The organism is Pseudomonas sp. FG47 (assembly GCF_057809115.1).
Genome location: NZ_JBMDJI010000014.1, coordinates 58,187 through 75,638 on the forward strand (window position 1 = coordinate 58,187; position 17,452 = coordinate 75,638).

Sequence of the window (17,452 nt, forward strand, 5' to 3'; positions counted from 1 at the left end):
ACTCAGAATTGCCGGGGCTGCTGCGCAGCCCTTTCGCGACACAAGGCCGCTCCTACAATGATTACGTAATTTCTGCTGTCGCAATCCTGTGTTTTAGAGACACATTCCAGGTAGACCCAAAACGCATTTTTCTGTAAGCTACAGCTTTAGTGTGTCCACTAAAAGCGCGCAGACTAATTCAGCATAAAAGCGGGGTGACGTGTCCATACGTCATTCCGCTTTTTTGCAACCTGCGATCGCCCTTTCAGGCTTGATTTACGGGAGGTCTTCTTGACTAAGCCAGCCATACTCGCCCTTGCCGATGGCAGCATTTTTCGCGGTGAAGCCATTGGAGCCGACGGTCAGACCGTTGGTGAGGTCGTGTTCAATACAGCAATGACCGGCTACCAGGAAATCCTCACAGACCCTTCCTACGCCCAGCAAATCGTCACCCTGACTTACCCGCACATCGGCAACACCGGCACCACCCCAGAAGACGCCGAATCCAATCGCGTCTGGTCCGCCGGCCTGGTCATTCGTGACCTCCCGTTGCTGGCCAGCAACTGGCGCAACACCCAGTCGCTGCCTGACTACCTGAAAGCCAACAACGTCGTCGCCATCGCCGGCATCGACACCCGCCGCCTGACCCGCATCCTGCGCGAAAAAGGCGCCCAGAACGGCTGCATCCTCGCCGGTGACGACATCACCGAAGAGCAGGCCATCGCCGCCGCCCGTGCCTTCCCGGGCCTCAAGGGCATGGACCTGGCCAAGGTCGTCTCCACCAAGGAGCGCTACGAGTGGCGTTCCAGCGTGTGGGAGCTGAAGACCGACAGCCACCCGACCATCGACGCTGCCGACCTGCCGTACCACGTGGTTGCCTTCGACTACGGCGTCAAGCTGAACATCCTGCGCATGCTGGTCGCACGTGGTTGCCGCGTGACCGTGGTGCCGGCTCAGACCTCGGCCAGCGAAGTGCTCGCGCTCAACCCTGATGGCGTGTTCCTGTCCAACGGCCCTGGCGATCCGGAGCCGTGCGACTACGCGATCCAGGCGATCAAAGAGATTCTCGAAACCCAGACCCCGGTGTTCGGCATCTGCCTTGGCCATCAGCTGCTGGCCCTGGCCTCCGGCGCCAAGACCCTGAAGATGGGCCATGGCCACCACGGTGCCAACCACCCGGTCCAGGACCTGGACACCGGCGTGGTCATGATCACCAGCCAGAACCACGGGTTCGCCGTCGACGAAGCCACCCTGCCGGGCAACGTCCGCGCCATCCACAAGTCTCTGTTCGACGGCACCCTGCAGGGTATCGAACGCACCGACAAGAGCGCGTTCAGCTTCCAGGGCCACCCTGAGGCGAGCCCAGGCCCGACCGACGTCGCGCCACTGTTCGATCGTTTCATCGATGCCATGGCCAAGCGCCGCTGAGCATCCTGCATCAAGGCCCCGGGCCGGCTCGCGCCGCCCGGAAGCGCCTGACCCAGATTGTTCAAGACGGCTTGCCGACTGACCCGCGGATTTGAGTGACAACCATGCCAAAACGTACAGACATCAAAAGCATCCTGATTCTCGGCGCTGGCCCGATCGTGATCGGCCAGGCCTGCGAATTCGACTATTCCGGCGCCCAGGCTTGCAAAGCCCTGCGCGAGGAAGGTTTCCGCGTCATCCTGGTGAACTCCAACCCAGCCACCATCATGACCGACCCGGCCATGGCCGACGCCACCTACATCGAGCCGATCAAGTGGCAGTCGGTGGCCAAGATCATCGAGAAAGAGCGTCCTGACGCCGTCCTGCCGACCATGGGTGGCCAGACCGCGCTGAACTGCGCCCTGGACCTGGAGCGCCATGGCGTTCTGGAAAAGTTCGGCGTCGAGATGATCGGTGCCAACGCCGACACCATCGACAAGGCCGAGGATCGCTCGCGCTTCGACAAGGCAATGAAGGCCATCGGCCTGGAGTGCCCGCGTTCCGGTATCGCCCACAGCATGGAAGAGGCCAACGCGGTCCTCGAGAAGCTCGGCTTCCCGTGCATCATTCGCCCGTCCTTCACCATGGGCGGCACCGGTGGCGGTATTGCCTACAACCGTGAAGAATTCGAAGAAATCTGCGCCCGTGGCCTGGACCTGTCGCCGACCAAGGAACTGCTGATCGACGAATCGCTGATCGGCTGGAAGGAATACGAGATGGAGGTGGTCCGCGACAAGAAGGACAACTGCATCATCGTCTGCTCCATCGAAAACTTCGACCCGATGGGTGTGCACACCGGTGACTCGATCACTGTCGCGCCTGCGCAAACGCTGACCGACAAGGAATACCAGATCATGCGCAACGCCTCGCTGGCGGTGCTGCGTGAGATTGGCGTCGAAACTGGCGGCTCCAACGTGCAGTTCGGTATCTGCCCGAACACCGGGCGCATGGTCGTGATCGAGATGAATCCGCGTGTATCGCGTTCCTCGGCGCTGGCCTCCAAGGCCACCGGCTTCCCGATCGCCAAGATCGCCGCCAAGCTGGCCATCGGCTACACCCTCGACGAACTGCAGAACGACATCACCGGCGGTCGCACTCCGGCGTCCTTCGAGCCGTCGATCGACTACGTCGTCACCAAGCTGCCACGCTTCGCCTTCGAGAAATTCCCCAAGGCCGATGCCCGCCTGACCACCCAGATGAAATCCGTCGGTGAAGTCATGGCCATCGGCCGGACCTTCCAGGAGTCCCTGCAGAAAGCCCTGCGTGGCCTGGAAGTCGGCGCCTGCGGCCTCGACCCGAAAGTCGACCTGGCCAGCCCGGAAGCCGCCAGCATCCTCAAGCGCGAACTGACCGTGCCGGGTGCCGAGCGTATCTGGTACGTGGCCGACGCCATGCGTTCGGGCATGACCATCGAGGAAATCTTCCAGTTGACCGGCATCGACCTGTGGTTCCTGGTGCAGATGGAAGACCTGATCAAGGAAGAAGAGAAGGTCAAGACCCTGGCCCTGTCGGCGATCGACAAGGACTACATGCTGCGCCTCAAGCGCAAGGGCTTCTCGGACCAGCGCCTGGCCAAGCTGCTCGGCATCACCGACAAGAACCTGCGCCGTCACCGCCACAAGCTGGAAGTGTTCCCGGTGTACAAGCGCGTCGACACCTGCGCCGCCGAGTTCGCCACCGACACCGCCTACCTGTACTCGACCTATGAGCAAGAGTGCGAGGCCAACCCGTCGACCCGCGACAAGATCATGATCCTGGGCGGTGGCCCGAACCGTATCGGCCAAGGCATCGAGTTCGACTACTGCTGCGTACACGCGGCACTGGCGCTGCGTGAAGACGGCTACGAGACCATCATGGTCAACTGCAACCCGGAAACCGTCTCCACCGACTACGACACCTCCGACCGCCTGTACTTCGAGCCGCTGACCCTGGAAGACGTGCTGGAAGTCTGCCGCGTCGAGAAGCCGAAGGGCGTGATCGTCCACTACGGCGGCCAGACCCCGCTGAAACTGGCCCGCGCCCTGGAAGAAGCCGGCGTACCGATCATCGGTACCAGCCCGGACGCCATTGACCGCGCCGAAGACCGCGAGCGTTTCCAGCAGATGGTCCAGCGCCTGAACCTGCTGCAGCCGCCAAACGCCACCGTGCGCAGCGAAGAAGAAGCCATCAGCGCAGCCGGCGGCATTGGCTACCCGCTGGTCGTGCGGCCATCGTACGTGCTGGGCGGTCGCGCCATGGAGATCGTCTACGAACTGGATGAGCTCAAGCGCTACCTGCGTGAAGCGGTACAGGTCTCCAACGACAGCCCGGTGCTGCTCGACCACTTCCTCAACTGCGCCATCGAGATGGACGTGGATGCGGTTTGCGACGGCACCGACGTGGTGATCGGCGCGATCATGCAGCATATCGAGCAGGCCGGCGTTCACTCCGGTGACTCGGCGTGCTCGCTGCCACCTTACTCGCTGAGCAAGCAAGTGCAGGACGAGGTCCGTGTACAGGTCAAGAAGATGGCCCTGGAACTGGGCGTGGTCGGCCTGATGAACGTGCAGTTGGCCCTGCAGGGCGACAAGATCTACGTCATCGAGGTCAACCCGCGCGCTTCGCGTACCGTGCCGTTCGTCTCCAAGTGCATCGGCACCTCGCTGGCGATGATCGCGGCCCGCGTCATGGCCGGCAAAACCCTGAAAGAGCTGGGCTTCACCGAGGAAATCATCCCGAACTTCTACAGCGTCAAGGAGGCCGTCTTCCCGTTCGCCAAGTTCCCAGGGGTTGACCCGATCCTCGGCCCTGAGATGAAATCCACCGGTGAAGTCATGGGTGTCGGCGACAGCTTCGGTGAAGCCTTCGCCAAGGCCCAGATGGGTGCCAGCGAAGTGCTGCCGACCGGCGGTACCGCGTTCATCAGCGTGCGCGACGACGACAAGCCACAAGTGGCTGGCGTTGCCCGCGACCTGATCGCACTGGGCTTCGAAGTGGTCGCCACTGTCGGCACCGCCAAGGTGATCGAGGCCGCAGGCCTGAAAGTGCGCCGTGTGAACAAGGTCACCGAAGGTCGCCCGCACGTGGTCGACATGATCAAGAACGACGAAGTGTCGCTGATCATCAATACCACCGAAGGCCGCCAGTCGATCGCCGACTCCTACTCGATTCGTCGCAATGCGTTGCAGCACAAGATTTACTGCACCACCACCATTGCGGCCGGTGAAGCCATCTGCGAGGCGCTGAAATTCGGTCCGGAAAAGACCGTTCGTCGCCTGCAGGATCTGCATGCAGGACTCAAAGCATGAGCATTACCAAGTACCCTATGACCGTCCAGGGCGCTCGCGCCCTGGAAGAAGAGCACCTGTTCCTGAGCAAGACCGAGCGTCCGCGCCTGAGCCAGGCCATTGGTGAGGCCCGTGAGCTGGGCGACCTGAAGGAAAACGCCGAATACCATGCCGCCCGCGAGGAGCAGGGCATGGTCGAGGCGCGTATCCGTGATATTGAAGGTCGCTTGCAGAACTCGGTCGTGATCGACGTCACCACCATTGCCCACACCGGCAAGGTGATCTTCGGCACCACCGTCGATCTGGAAAACACCGAGACTGGCGATCAGGTGACCTACCAGATCGTTGGCGAGGACGAGGCTGACATCAAGAAGGGCAAGCTCTCGGCGAGCGCGCCGATCGCTCGCGCGATCATCGGCAAGGAAGAGGGCGACACGGTCGTCGTCAAGACGCCAAGCGGCACCGTCGAGTACGAGATTGTCGAAGTCAAGCACATCTGACCGGCGCCTGCGGGCGCCATCCCTCGAGGGGATCCTCTGGCAGCTGGCCCAGGTGTTCTGGGTTGGCGGCTTGTGGGTGTTCCATGTGGGCCTGGTGCCGGCGCTCAAGGTCAGCGGCCTGGCGCCGTTGCTGGTGCATGACATCGCCGGGCAGATCGATCGCTGGTTGATCGGCGTGGCGATGCTCGGGCTGGTGACCCAGCTGGCGGTATTGGCGAGGGTGGACGGCCTAACGGCCTGGTGGCGGCAGTTTCGTGGGCAGATGTTGCTGCTCGGCCTTGGCGCCTGTGTTGGCTATTACACGCTGCGCTACGGAATTTCCGTGGGCGAGCGTTGGCAGATGTTCTGCTTCCTGGTGCTGGGGTTTTCCGGCATCGTGCTGGTGGCCCAGCCGGTACCGGTCAGGGCGCGCCGCCAGCCTGGCTTGACCCGGAACGTGTAGGAGCGGCCTTGTGTCGCGAAAGGGCCGCGTAGCGGCCCCCGGATTTCAGCTTCGCTGCGGATATCGCTGGGACTGCTGCGCAGTCCTTTCGCGACGCAAGGCCGCTCCTACAGGCGCCACCGTTACTTGAAACGGTGGATGTTGGAGAGCTGCTTGTTCGGCTGCGGATTCTTGCGGTAGATCAGCGCTTTCTTGCCGATGGTCTGCACCAGCTCGGCGCGGCCAGCCTTGCACAGTTCGGCGATGGCTGCGGCACGTTCCTCGCGATCTTCCGAGCGGATCTCGACCTTGATCAGTTCGTGGTCGGTCAGGGCGCGTTCCAGTTCGGCGATGACGCCTTCATTCAAACCATTGCCTGCGACGATCAGAACCGGCTTCAGGTCGTGACCAATCGATTTGTACTGCTTCTTCTGCTCGTTATTGAGCGGCATAATCTGACCCTTTTCGTCTGATTCTGTAAAATTGACGGGCATTTTACCCGAGGGCCTGTGGCTCCGCCCAGTCAAACACGACGCATATCATCGAGGTGCCCCGTGGTACAACGTTCCAAAAGCAGCGCCAACTGGCTGCGCGAACATTTCAACGACCCTTTTGTGAAGCAAGCACAGAAGGATGGCTACCGCTCGCGCGCTAGCTACAAACTGCTGGAGATCCAGGAGAAAGACCGCCTGATCCGTCCCGGCATGAGCGTCATCGACCTCGGCGCGGCCCCCGGAGGCTGGTCGCAGGTGACCAGTCGTCTGATTGGTGGCCAGGGCCGCCTGATCGCCTCGGACATCCTGGAAATGGACTCGATCCCCGATGTGACCTTCATCCAGGGCGATTTCACCCAGGACGAAGTGCTGCAGCAGATCCTCCAGGCGGTCGGCGATTCGCACGTGGACCTTGTGATTTCCGATATGGCCCCCAATATGAGTGGTACGCCCGCGGTGGACATGCCGCGCGCCATGTTCCTCTGTGAACTGGCCCTGGATCTGGCGACCCGCGTGCTCAAGCCCGGCGGGGATTTCCTGATCAAGATCTTCCAGGGCGAAGGTTTCGACATGTACCTCAAGGACGTGCGCAGCAAGTTCGACAAGGTGCAGATGCGCAAGCCGTCGTCCTCGCGGGATCGCTCCCGCGAACAGTACCTGTTGGGCAAAGGTTTCAAAGGAGTGTGAAAGGCGTGCTGCGGGGTTGCCGATAGTTATTTCCAATCGGCCGCCCCGTCTGGATCGTCCGAACTTCGTGTAGTCTAGCTTTCACAAAGGGTTACAGACGGTGCCTGCGGATGCGTGGGTAATGTAGTAAGTTAGGGCGATGAATATCATGCGAGGCACGGCTGCGTCGTGCGCCGGCCTCAGAGGGTAGCGAATTGAACGACATGGCAAAGAATCTGATCCTCTGGTTGATCATCGCCGCCGTCCTGGTGACGGTGATGAACAACTTCTCCAGCCCTAACGAGCCGCAGACCCTCAACTATTCCGACTTCATCCAGCAGGTCAAGGATGGCAAGGTCGAGCGCGTGACCGTCGACGGCTACATCATTACCGGCAAGCGCACCGATGGCGACAACTTCAAGACCGTGCGCCCGGCCATCACCGACAACGGCCTGATCGGCGACCTGGTCGACAATCATGTCACCGTCGAAGGCAAGCAGCCCGAGCAGCAGAGCATCTGGACCCAACTGCTGGTGGCCAGCTTCCCGATCCTGGTGATCATCGCCGTGTTCATGTTCTTCATGCGTCAGATGCAGGGCGGTGCCGGCGGCAAGGGCGGCCCGATGAGCTTCGGCAAGAGCAAGGCGCGCCTGCTCTCCGAAGACCAGGTCAAGACCACCCTGGCTGACGTCGCGGGCTGCGACGAGGCCAAGGAGGAGGTCGGCGAGCTGGTCGAGTTCCTGCGCGACCCGGGCAAGTTCCAGCGTCTGGGCGGGCGTATTCCGCGCGGCGTGCTGATGGTCGGCCCACCCGGTACCGGTAAGACCCTGCTGGCCAAGGCCATCGCCGGTGAAGCCAAGGTGCCGTTCTTCACCATTTCCGGCTCCGACTTCGTCGAGATGTTCGTCGGCGTGGGTGCCAGCCGTGTCCGTGACATGTTCGAGCAGGCCAAGAAGCACGCGCCGTGCATCATTTTCATCGACGAGATCGATGCCGTCGGTCGCCATCGTGGTGCCGGCATGGGCGGCGGTCACGACGAGCGTGAGCAAACGCTGAACCAGTTGCTGGTGGAGATGGACGGCTTCGAGATGAACGATGGCATCATCGTCATCGCCGCCACCAACCGTCCGGACGTCCTCGACCCGGCGCTGTTGCGTCCAGGTCGCTTCGACCGCCAGGTGGTGGTCGGCCTGCCGGATATCCGTGGTCGCGAGCAGATCCTCAAGGTGCACATGCGCAAGGTACCGGTTGGCGAGAACGTCAACGCTGCGGTCATCGCCCGTGGTACGCCTGGCTTCTCCGGTGCCGACCTGGCCAACCTGGTCAACGAGGCTTCGCTGTTCGCTGCTCGTGCTGGCAAGCGCCTGGTGGAAATGAAGGAGTTCGAGCTGGCCAAGGACAAGATCATGATGGGCGCCGAGCGCAAGACCATGGTCATGTCCGAGAAAGAAAAGCAGAACACTGCCTATCACGAGGCCGGTCACGCCATCGTCGGTCGTGTCGTGCCCGAGCACGACCCGGTTTACAAGGTTTCGATCATTCCCCGTGGCCGTGCCCTGGGCGTGACCATGTTCCTCCCGGAAGAGGACCGCTACAGCCTGTCCAAGCGCGCGCTGATCAGCCAGATCTGTTCGCTTTACGGCGGCCGTATCGCTGAAGAGATGACCCTGGGCTTCGACGGTGTCACCACCGGCGCGTCCAACGACATCATGCGTGCCAGCCAGATTGCCCGGAACATGGTCACCAAGTGGGGCCTGTCCGAGAAACTCGGCCCGCTGATGTACGCCGAAGAAGAGGGCGAGGTGTTCCTCGGTCGCAGTGCCGGTAGTCAGCACGCCAGCGTCTCCGGTGAAACGGCGAAGATGATCGACTCCGAGGTGCGCAGCATCATCGATCAATGCTACGCCACGGCCAAGCAGATCCTCACCGACAACCGCGACAAGCTCGACGCCATGGCCGAGGCCTTGATGAAGTACGAGACCATCGATGCCGATCAGATCGACGACATCATGGCTGGTCGCACCCCGCGCGAGCCGCGCGACTGGGACAACGATGCTGGCACCAGCGGCACGCCGGCTTCCCAGGATGATCGTCCGGAATCGCCGATTGGCGGTCCAGCGGCTCAACACTAAGGGTTTCTATGACCTCACAGCAGTACCCGACCCGGTTGCCTTGCGGCAACCGGGTTCTTGATTTGTCCCGTACCCATGTCATGGGTATCCTCAATATCACCCCCGACTCCTTCTCCGACGGCGGGCGCTATAGCCAGCGAGACGCTGCGTTACGCCATGCCGAGGCGATGGTGGCGGCAGGGGCGACCTTGGTCGATGTCGGTGGCGAATCCACCCGCCCAGGCGCCCGTGCGGTTTCACCGACACAGGAGCTGGAGCGCGTGGCGCCGATCGTCGAGGCGATCAGCAGCCGGCTTGATGTGATCATCTCCGTCGATACCTCGACGCCTGCGGTGATGCGTGAGTCGGCCCGTCTGGGCGCTGGCCTGATCAACGACGTGCGCGCCCTGGAGCGCGATGGTGCGCTGGATGCCGCGGCAGATACCGGCTTGCCGGTGTGCCTGATGCACATGCGTGGCGAGCCGGGCACCATGCAGGACAATCCGCACTACGAGGATGTGACTGCCGATGTCACGCGCTATCTTGAACAGCGTATGGCCGCCTGCGCGGCAGCCGGCATCGCTGCCGAACGCATCGTCCTCGACCCAGGCTTCGGTTTTGCCAAGACCCTTGAGCACAACCTCAGCCTGTTCAAGCACATGGAAGCGCTCTATCGCCTTGGGCGCCCGCTGTTGGTGGGTGTTTCGCGCAAGAGCATGATCGGCCTCACGCTGGACCGTCCGGTCGGCGAGCGGCTCTACGGCAGTCTGGCCCTGGCCGCCCTGGCCATGAGCAAGGGCGCGAGCATCCTGCGGGTGCACGACGTGGCGGAAACCGTCGACGTGGTGCGCATGATCGCCGCGGTACAGAACGCCGAATAAGAACATTGGAGTCACTATGAGCAGAAAATACTTTGGCACCGATGGTATCCGTGGTCGCGTCGGCCAATTCCCGATTACCCCCGACTTCATGCTGAAGCTCGGCTGGGCCGCGGGCATGGCCTTCCGCAAGCAGGGTAACTGCCGTGTGCTGGTGGGCAAGGACACGCGAATCTCCGGCTACATGTTCGAATCCGCGCTGGAGGCCGGGCTTTCCGCGGCCGGCGCCGATGTGATGCTGCTTGGGCCGATGCCGACCCCGGCCATCGCCTACCTGACCCGCACCTTCCACGCCGAAGCCGGCATCGTCATCAGTGCTTCGCACAACCCGCACGACGATAACGGCATCAAGTTCTTCTCCGGCGCCGGCACCAAGCTGCCGGATGAAGTCGAACTGATGATCGAGGAACTGCTCGATCAGCCGATGACCGTGGTCGAGTCGAGCAAGCTGGGCAAGGTTTCGCGCATCAATGACGCGGCCGGACGCTATATCGAGTTCTGCAAGAGCAGCGTGCCCAGCAGCACCAGCTTCGAAGGGCTGAAGATCGTCGTCGATTGCGCCCATGGCGCCACCTACAAGGTGGCGCCGAGCGTGTTCCGCGAGTTGGGTGCCGAGGTAACGGTGTTGCACGCTGCGCCGGACGGCCTGAACATCAACGAAGGCTGTGGCTCGACCCATATCGAGTCGTTGCAGGCGGCGGTGCTGGTCGGTCACGCCGACATGGGTATCGCCTTCGATGGTGACGGCGACCGGGTGCTGATGGTCGACCACACCGGCGCCATCGTCGATGGTGACGAACTGCTGTTCATCATCGGTCGCGACATGCAAGAGCGCGGTAAGCTCCAGGGTGGCGTGGTTGGCACGCTGATGAGCAACCTGGGCCTGGAGTTGGCGTTCAAGGAGCTGGATATCCCGTTCGTGCGCGCCAAGGTCGGTGACCGCTATGTCATGGCCGAGCTGCTCGAGCGCGACTGGCTGCTGGGCGGCGAGAACTCTGGCCACGTCGTCTGCGCCAGCCACACCACGACCGGTGATGCGATCATCGCCGCGCTGCAGGTGCTGATGGCGCTCAAGCGTCGCGGCGAGAACCTGGCCCAGGCGCGCCAAGCGGTGCGCAAGTGCCCGCAGGTACTGATCAATGTGCGCTTCGCCGCGGGCAAGGACGATCCGCTGGAAAACCCCCTGGTCAAGGAGGCTAGCGCCAAGGCCACCGAAGCCATGGCCGGGCGCGGGCGCGTGCTGTTGCGCAAGTCTGGCACCGAGCCGTTGGTGCGGGTGATGGTCGAGGGTGACGACGAAAGCCAGGTGCGCGGCCATGCCGAAGCCCTGGCCAAGCTGGTCGAGGAAGTTTGTGCCTGAAAGAGGCTTGCCAGCGCAGATCGGGTTGGGTAAGATCTGCGCCCACTTTGACCGACGAGGTAAAGCATGCGTCGCCCCATGGTAGCTGGTAACTGGAAGATGCACGGTACCCGCGCTAGCGTCGTAGAGCTGACCCAGGGCTTGGGCAATCTGTCCCTGCCAAGCGGTGTGGAAGTCGCGGTGTTTCCACCGTCCTTGTTCATCAATCAAGTGATCGATGGCCTGGAAGGCAAAGGAATCAGCGTAGGCGCACAGAATTCTGCGGTACAGCCTGAACAAGGCGCACTGACCGGCGAAGTTGCCCCGAGTCAGTTGGCTGAAGTCGGTTGCAAGTATGTGCTGGTTGGGCACTCCGAGCGTCGCCAGGTTATTGGCGAAAGTGACGAAGTGCTGAATCAAAAGTTTGCAGCGGCGCAGCAAAGTGGTTTGACGCCAGTGCTCTGTATAGGGGAAACTCTCGCAGAGCGCGAAGCCGGCGAGACGCTTGAAGTTGTAGGGCGTCAACTAAGCAGTGTTATCGATGTGTTCGGTATCAAGGCTTTCGCCAATGCAGTTATTGCCTATGAGCCTGTTTGGGCCATCGGTACTGGTTTGACGGCCTCGCCACAGCAAGCTCAGGATGTGCATGCAGCCATCCGCAAGCAGTTGGCGGCGAAGGACGCCGAAGTTGCAGAAGGTGTGCAGCTTCTCTACGGCGGCAGCGTGAAGGCGGCCAATGCGGCCGAACTGTTCGGCATGCCGGATATCGATGGGGGGCTCATTGGTGGAGCTTCCCTGAACGCAGACGAATTCGGTGCAATTTGTCGCGCCGCAGGAAACTGAACAAATGCTGGAAACAGTCGTAGTTGTTTTTCATCTGTTGGCGGCGCTGTCACTGGTAGTTATGGTGCTGTTGCAACAGGGTAAAGGTGCGGAAGCAGGTGCATCTTTCGGCGCAGGTGCTTCAAATACTGTGTTCGGAAGCCAAGGTTCCGCTACCTTTTTGAGTAAAGTTACTGCTATACTTGCTGCCACTTTCTTTTTGACTGCACTTGGGTTAGGATACTTCGCCAAGCAGCAGGCTCACCAGCTGACTCAAGCTGGTCTGCCAGATCCAGCAGTGCTGGAAGTCAAAGAGTCAAAGCCGGCAGTCAATGATGATGTACCGGTGCTCCAGCAGCAGAAGAGCGAAACCACCAACACTGGTGACGTACCTCCTCCGGCCAAAGAGCAGCAGTAACGGGTTTCAAGAAGTAGTATTGCCGAGGTGGTGGAATTGGTAGACACGCAACCTTGAGGTGGTTGTGCCCATAGGGTGTAGGGGTTCGAGTCCCCTTCTCGGTACCAATTGAAGCATGAGAGCCCGCTTTAGCGGGCTTTCTTGCAGGTGGAGGTTGGATTGACCCTGCACAGGGTTCGGTCTTATACTTTCGCCCCAGCTTTGTCGCGGGGTGGAGCAGCTTGGTAGCTCGTCGGGCTCATAACCCGAAGGTCGTTGGTTCAAATCCAGCCCCCGCAACCAGCTTCAGCAGAGCCCCTTTTCAGGGGCTTTTTGCTAGCCGACAGTTTTCGGCGCCGTTGTCCAACGGCGCTTTCAGGGATGGGCGCTTCGCCCATTTTTTATTTGCACAGCATGCACGAGGGGGTTCAGGTGTCGAGCAAGCTAGAACAGTTGCAGGCCTTGTTGGCCCCGGTGGTCGAGGGTCTGGGCTATCAGTGCTGGGGGATCGAATACGTTTCCCAGGGTAAGCATTCGGTACTGCGCATCTACATCGACAAGGATGGCGGCATCCTGGTGGAGGACTGCGAAGCGGTCAGCCGTCAGGCCAGCGCCATTCTCGACGTGGAAGATCCGATCAGCAGTGAATACACCCTCGAAGTTTCTTCGCCTGGCATGGATCGCCCACTGTTCACTCTGGAACAGTTTGCCTCGCATGCCGGCGAACAAGTGAAGATCAAGCTGCGTTCACCCTTCGAGGGTCGTCGTAACTTCCAGGGCCTTCTCCGTGGTGTGGAGGAGCAGGATGTGGTGGTCCAGGTGGACAACCAGGAGTTCCTGCTGCCGATCGACTCGATCGACAAGGCCAATATTATTCCCAGTTTTGACTGAGACGTGCCGGGCCCGGCGGATGTTCCGGGGCCAATGGCTTGCGCAAGGCGAGGCGTACGATGAGCAAAGAAGTACTGCTGGTTGTTGAATCGGTATCCAACGAGAAAGGTGTACCGCCAGGCGTCATTTTCGAAGCGCTGGAAGTGGCCTTGGCCACTGCAACCAAAAAACGTTTTGAGGACGAAGTCGACCTGCGTGTGGAAATCAACCGCCACACCGGTAGCTACGAGACCTTCCGCCGCTGGACCGTGGTCGACGAAAACGACCTGGACGATCCGGCGATCGAGACCTGGCTGGAAAAGATCCAGGACACGCACCCGGACGCCAAGGTCGGTGACGTGATCGAAGAGAAGATCGAGTCGATCGAATTCGGCCGCATCGCCGCCCAGACCGCCAAGCAGGTCATCGTGCAGAAGGTCCGCGAGGCCGAGCGCGCCCAGGTGGTCGACGCCTACCGCGAGCGTGTCGGCGAGATCATCTCCGGCACCGTGAAGAAAGTCACTCGCGACAACGTCATCGTCGACCTGGGCAACAACGCCGAGGCGTTGCTGGCCCGCGAAGACATCATTCCCCGTGAGACCTTCCGGGTCGGCGTGCGCCTGCGCGCGCTGCTCAAGGAAATCCGCACCGAGAACCGCGGCCCACAGCTGATCCTGTCGCGCACTGCGCCGCAGATGCTGATCGAGCTGTTCCGCATCGAAGTGCCGGAAATCGCCGAAGGCCTCATCGAAGTCATGGCCGCCTCCCGTGATCCGGGTTCGCGTGCCAAGATCGCCGTCCGCTCCAAGGACAAGCGCATCGACCCGCAAGGTGCCTGCATCGGCATGCGCGGTTCGCGCGTCCAGGCCGTATCCGGCGAGCTGGGTGGCGAGCGTGTGGATATCGTCCTGTGGGACGAGAACCCGGCGCAGTTCGTCATCAACGCCATGTCGCCGGCAGAGGTTGCCGCGATCATCGTTGATGAAGATGCCCATGCGATGGACATCGCCGTGGCCGAGGACAACCTGGCCCAGGCCATCGGACGTGGCGGCCAGAACGTCCGTCTGGCCAGCCAGCTGACTGCATGGACCCTGAACGTGATGACCGAGAAGGACATCCAGGCCAAGCAACAGGCTGAGACAGGCGACATCCTGCGTAACTTCATCGAGGAACTGGAAGTCGACGAAGAGCTGGCACAGGTGCTGGTCGACGAAGGCTTCACCAGCCTCGAAGAAATTGCTTACGTACCGTTGGAAGAAATGCTCAACATCGATGGCTTTGACGAGGACATCGTCAATGAGCTGCGCGCTCGTGCCAAGGACCGTTTGTTGACCAAAGCCATCGCTACCGAAGAAAAACTGGCAGACGCCCATCCGGCCGAAGACCTGCTCTCCCTCGAGGGCATGGACAAGGACCTGGCGGCGGAACTGGCGGTGCGCGGCGTGGTTAACCGCGAAGACCTGGCCGAGCAGTCGATTGACGACCTGCTCGACATCGACGGCATCGACGAAGAGCGTGCCGGCAAGTTGATCATGGCCGCCCGAGCCCACTGGTTCGAGTAATTAGGCGCGGCCTGAGGAGAGAAGTGCATGACGCAAGTCACGGTGAAAGAACTGGCCCAAGAGGTCGAGGCACCGGTAGAGCGCCTGCTGCAGCAGATGCGTGAGGCAGGTCTGCCGCACACCGACGCCGGTCAGGTAGTGACCGATAATGAGAAGCAGACCCTGCTGACCCATTTGAAGAGCAGCCACAAGAGCAAGGCGGAAGAGCCGCGCAAGATCACCTTGCAGCGCAAGACCACCAGCACTCTGCGTGTCGCCGGTAGCAAGAGCATCAGCGTAGAAGTACGCAAGAAGAAAGTCTTCGTGCAGCGCAGCCCGGAAGAGATCCAGGCTGAGCAGAAGCGTGAGCAGGAAGAGCGCCGCGCCGCTGAAAACGCCGCGCGCGAGAAGGTCGAGGCCGAAGTGCGCCAGCGCAACGAGGAGCAAGCTCGCCGTCAGGCCGCCGAAGCCCCGGCTGCGGCACCTGCGCCCAAGGCTGAACCTGCCCCTGTCGCTGCCCCGGTAGTGGCCAATGCGCCGGTGTCCGAAGACGCCGCCGCGCGTGCTGCCGAGCGCAAGAAAGACGAGACCCGTCGCAACGAAAGCCGTACCCGTGATGACGATCGTCGCGGTGGTGGCCCAGCGGCTGCCGGCCGTGGCGATGCGCCGCGCATGTCGGTCAAGGTCAAGGTCAAGGAGAAGGAAAAGGCTCCGACCCCTCGCGCCGCGCCCCGTACCACCGACGAAGAAAGCGATGGCTTCCGTCGTGGTCGCGGTGGCAAGGGCAAGGGCAAGAAGCGCAATGCGCATGGCTTCCAGAGCCCGACTGGTCCGGTCATTCGTGACGTGACCATCGGCGAGACCATCACCGTCTCGGAACTGGCGCAACAGATGTCGGTCAAGGCCGCTGAAGTCGTCAAGTTCATGTTCAAGCTGGGTACCCCGGTCACCATCAACCAGGTGCTCGACCAGGAGACCGCGCAGCTGGTCGCCGAAGAGCTGGGCCACAAGGTCACCCTGGTCAGCGACACCGCCCTGGAAGACTCCCTGGCCGAATCGCTGAAGTTCGAAGGCGAGACCACCTCGCGTGCGCCGGTCGTGACCGTCATGGGCCACGTCGACCACGGCAAGACCTCGCTGCTCGACTACATCCGTCGTGCCAAGGTGGCCGCTGGCGAAGCCGGTGGTATCACCCAGCACATCGGTGCCTACCACGTCGAAACCGACCGTGGCATGGTCACCTTCCTCGACACCCCAGGCCACGCTGCGTTTACCCAGATGCGTGCCCGTGGTGCCAAGGCCACCGACATCGTCATCCTGGTGGTGGCGGCGGACGACGGCGTGATGCCGCAGACCCGCGAAGCCGTGCAGCATGCCAAGGCAGCTGGCGTACCGCTGGTGGTAGCCGTGAACAAGATCGACAAGCCAGGTGCAGACCTCGATCGCATCCGTAACGAGCTGTCCGTCGAAGGCGTGACCTCCGAGGAATGGGGTGGTGACACGCCGTTCGTCAAGGTTTCGGCGAAGATGGGTACCGGTGTCGACGAGTTGCTCGAAGCTGTCCTGCTGCAGGCCGAGATCCTCGAGCTCAAGGCCACCCCGACCGCTCCAGGTCGTGGCGTGGTGGTCGAGTCGCGTCTGGACAAGGGCCGTGGCCCGGTGGCGACCATCCTGGTTCAGGACGGTACCCTGCGTCAGGGCGACATGGTCCTGGTCGGCTCCAACTATGGCCGCGTGCGCGCCATGCTCGACGAGAACGGCAAGCCTGTGAAGGAAGCTGGCCCGTCGATTCCGGTCGAGATCCTCGGCCTGGATGGCACCCCGGATGCTGGTGAAGAGATGTCGGTGGTTGCCGACGAGAAGAAAGCGCGTGAAGTGGCGCTGTTCCGTCAAGGCAAGTTCCGTGAGGTCAAGCTGGCCCGTGCTCACGCCGGCAAGCTGGAAAACATCTTCGAGACCATGGGTCAGGAAGAGAAGAAGACCCTCAACATCGTCCTCAAGACCGACGTGCGCGGTTCGCTCGAGGCGCTGCAAGGCTCGCTCGGCGGCCTGGGCAACGACGAAGTTCAGGTGCGCGTCATCGGTGGCGGCGTTGGTGGTATCACCGAAAGCGACGCCAACCTGGCGCTGGCTTCGAATGCAGTACTGTTCGGCTTCAACGTGCGTGCCGATGCCGGCGCGCGCAAGATCGTCGAGCAGGAAGGTCTGGATATGCGTTACTACAACGTGATCTACGACATCATCGAAGACGTCAAGAAGGCCCTGACCGGCATGCTCGGCAGCGATGTTCGCGAGAACATCCTGGGTGTCGCCGAAGTGCGTGATGTATTCCGTTCGCCGAAGTTCGGCGCCATCGCTGGCTGTATGGTCATCGAGGGTACCGTGTACCGTAACCGTCCGATCCGCGTATTGCGCGACGACGTGGTGATCTTCGAAGGCGAGCTGGAATCGCTGCGTCGCTTCAAGGACGACGCCGCCGAAGTGCGTAACGGCATGGAGTGCGGTATTGGCGTCAAGAGCTACAACGACGTCAAGGTCGGCGACAAGATCGAAGTCTTCGAGAAAGTCCAGGTGGCTCGTACCCTGTAAGGGCCGAGCGTGGTGCAGGCCCCGCCCCAGGGCGGTCGCCGGCACCTCTGAAGGTAGCGCCCGGTCAGGCTTTTCGCTTGACCGGGCGTTTGCCGCTTTAAGATACAGGTAG

At 61.7% G+C, this 17,452-nt stretch carries 14 protein-coding genes and 2 tRNA genes; 15 read left to right on the top strand and 1 reads right to left on the bottom strand.

Features of this window, described 5'->3' with window-relative positions:
• Nucleotides 1-270 precede the first annotated feature (270 nt).
• The 4 genes from carA (at nt 271) to ACODS5_RS12980 (ending at nt 5,654) form a co-directional block, all read left to right on the top strand.
• Nucleotides 271-1,407, top strand: coding sequence for a glutamine-hydrolyzing carbamoyl-phosphate synthase small subunit (carA, locus tag ACODS5_RS12965; protein ID WP_134691584.1), 1,137 nt, complete (start codon nt 271-273; stop codon nt 1,405-1,407).
• Nucleotides 1,408-1,511: 104 nt separating this feature from the next.
• Nucleotides 1,512-4,733 carry a carbamoyl-phosphate synthase large subunit gene (carB, locus tag ACODS5_RS12970; protein WP_134691583.1) on the top strand — a complete coding sequence of 1,074 codons (3,222 nt, stop codon included), beginning with the start codon at nt 1,512-1,514 and terminating at the stop codon, nt 4,731-4,733.
• On the top strand, nt 4,730-5,212 hold the full coding sequence (gene greA, locus ACODS5_RS12975; protein ID WP_081255197.1) for a transcription elongation factor GreA: 483 nt from the start codon (nt 4,730-4,732) through the stop codon (nt 5,210-5,212). The genes carB and greA overlap by 4 nt, the downstream gene beginning before the upstream one ends.
• A complete protein-coding gene (locus ACODS5_RS12980) occupies nt 5,190-5,654 on the top strand; it encodes an MFS transporter (RefSeq protein ID WP_489108867.1) in 465 nt (154 codons plus the stop codon). The genes greA and ACODS5_RS12980 overlap by 23 nt, the downstream gene beginning before the upstream one ends.
• Nucleotides 5,655-5,776: 122 nt before the next feature.
• Here the strand turns inward: ACODS5_RS12980 and yhbY are convergent, their stop codons facing one another.
• A complete protein-coding gene (gene yhbY, locus ACODS5_RS12985; protein ID WP_489108868.1) occupies nt 5,777-6,085 on the bottom strand; it encodes a ribosome assembly RNA-binding protein YhbY in 309 nt (102 codons plus the stop codon).
• 102 nt (nt 6,086-6,187) lie between these two features.
• Between yhbY and rlmE the strand changes: the two genes are divergently transcribed.
• The 11 genes from rlmE to infB all read left to right on the top strand — a co-directional run bounded on the left by rlmE (nt 6,188) and on the right by infB (nt 17,340).
• Nucleotides 6,188-6,814 carry a 23S rRNA (uridine(2552)-2'-O)-methyltransferase RlmE gene (rlmE, locus tag ACODS5_RS12990; protein WP_167070160.1) on the top strand — a complete coding sequence of 209 codons (627 nt, stop codon included), beginning with the start codon at nt 6,188-6,190 and terminating at the stop codon, nt 6,812-6,814.
• A 203-nt stretch (nt 6,815-7,017) separates the two neighbouring features.
• Nucleotides 7,018-8,925 carry an ATP-dependent zinc metalloprotease FtsH gene (gene ftsH / locus ACODS5_RS12995; protein ID WP_134691580.1) on the top strand — a complete coding sequence of 636 codons (1,908 nt, stop codon included), beginning with the start codon at nt 7,018-7,020 and terminating at the stop codon, nt 8,923-8,925.
• Between the two features lie 8 nt (nt 8,926-8,933).
• Nucleotides 8,934-9,785, top strand: coding sequence for a dihydropteroate synthase (gene folP / locus ACODS5_RS13000; RefSeq protein WP_489108869.1), 852 nt, complete (start codon nt 8,934-8,936; stop codon nt 9,783-9,785).
• Between the two features lie 16 nt (nt 9,786-9,801).
• Nucleotides 9,802-11,142, top strand: a complete 1,341-nt coding sequence (gene glmM / locus ACODS5_RS13005; RefSeq protein WP_134691578.1) for a phosphoglucosamine mutase — start codon at nt 9,802-9,804, stop codon at nt 11,140-11,142.
• A gap of 66 nt (nt 11,143-11,208) precedes the next feature.
• Nucleotides 11,209-11,964: a triose-phosphate isomerase gene (gene tpiA / locus ACODS5_RS13010; protein WP_489108870.1), complete on the top strand. Its 756-nt coding sequence runs from the start codon at nt 11,209-11,211 to the stop codon at nt 11,962-11,964.
• Between the two features lie 4 nt (nt 11,965-11,968).
• Nucleotides 11,969-12,361: a preprotein translocase subunit SecG gene (gene secG / locus ACODS5_RS13015; RefSeq protein ID WP_134691576.1), complete on the top strand. Its 393-nt coding sequence runs from the start codon at nt 11,969-11,971 to the stop codon at nt 12,359-12,361.
• Nucleotides 12,362-12,382: 21 nt separating this feature from the next.
• Nucleotides 12,383-12,468, top strand: a tRNA-Leu gene (locus tag ACODS5_RS13020).
• A gap of 98 nt (nt 12,469-12,566) precedes the next feature.
• A tRNA-Met gene (locus ACODS5_RS13025) sits at nt 12,567-12,643 on the top strand.
• A 129-nt stretch (nt 12,644-12,772) separates the two neighbouring features.
• Nucleotides 12,773-13,231: a ribosome maturation factor RimP gene (gene rimP / locus ACODS5_RS13030; protein WP_167659473.1), complete on the top strand. Its 459-nt coding sequence runs from the start codon at nt 12,773-12,775 to the stop codon at nt 13,229-13,231.
• A gap of 59 nt (nt 13,232-13,290) precedes the next feature.
• Entirely contained in the window at nt 13,291-14,772 is a 1,482-nt protein-coding gene (nusA, locus tag ACODS5_RS13035; RefSeq protein ID WP_134691574.1) for a transcription termination factor NusA, read from the top strand.
• A gap of 27 nt (nt 14,773-14,799) precedes the next feature.
• A complete protein-coding gene (infB, locus tag ACODS5_RS13040; protein ID WP_134691573.1) occupies nt 14,800-17,340 on the top strand; it encodes a translation initiation factor IF-2 in 2,541 nt (846 codons plus the stop codon).
• Nucleotides 17,341-17,452 lie beyond the last annotated feature (112 nt).

Excerpts from the sequence above, each read along its gene's own strand:
- carB (WP_134691583.1), top strand. The coding sequence starts at position 1,512 with ATGCCAAAACGTACAGACATCAAAAGCATCCTGATTCTCGGCGCTGGC.
- greA (WP_081255197.1), top strand. The coding sequence starts at position 4,730 with ATGAGCATTACCAAGTACCCTATGACCGTCCAGGGCGCTCGCGCCCTG.
- yhbY (WP_489108868.1), bottom strand. The coding sequence starts at position 6,085 with ATGCCGCTCAATAACGAGCAGAAGAAGCAGTACAAATCGATTGGTCAC.
- ftsH (WP_134691580.1), top strand. The coding sequence starts at position 7,018 with ATGGCAAAGAATCTGATCCTCTGGTTGATCATCGCCGCCGTCCTGGTG.
- folP (WP_489108869.1), top strand. The coding sequence starts at position 8,934 with ATGACCTCACAGCAGTACCCGACCCGGTTGCCTTGCGGCAACCGGGTT.
- glmM (WP_134691578.1), top strand. The coding sequence starts at position 9,802 with ATGAGCAGAAAATACTTTGGCACCGATGGTATCCGTGGTCGCGTCGGC.
- tpiA (WP_489108870.1), top strand. The coding sequence starts at position 11,209 with ATGCGTCGCCCCATGGTAGCTGGTAACTGGAAGATGCACGGTACCCGC.
- secG (WP_134691576.1), top strand. The coding sequence starts at position 11,969 with ATGCTGGAAACAGTCGTAGTTGTTTTTCATCTGTTGGCGGCGCTGTCA.
- nusA (WP_134691574.1), top strand. The coding sequence starts at position 13,291 with ATGAGCAAAGAAGTACTGCTGGTTGTTGAATCGGTATCCAACGAGAAA.
- infB (WP_134691573.1), top strand. The coding sequence starts at position 14,800 with ATGACGCAAGTCACGGTGAAAGAACTGGCCCAAGAGGTCGAGGCACCG.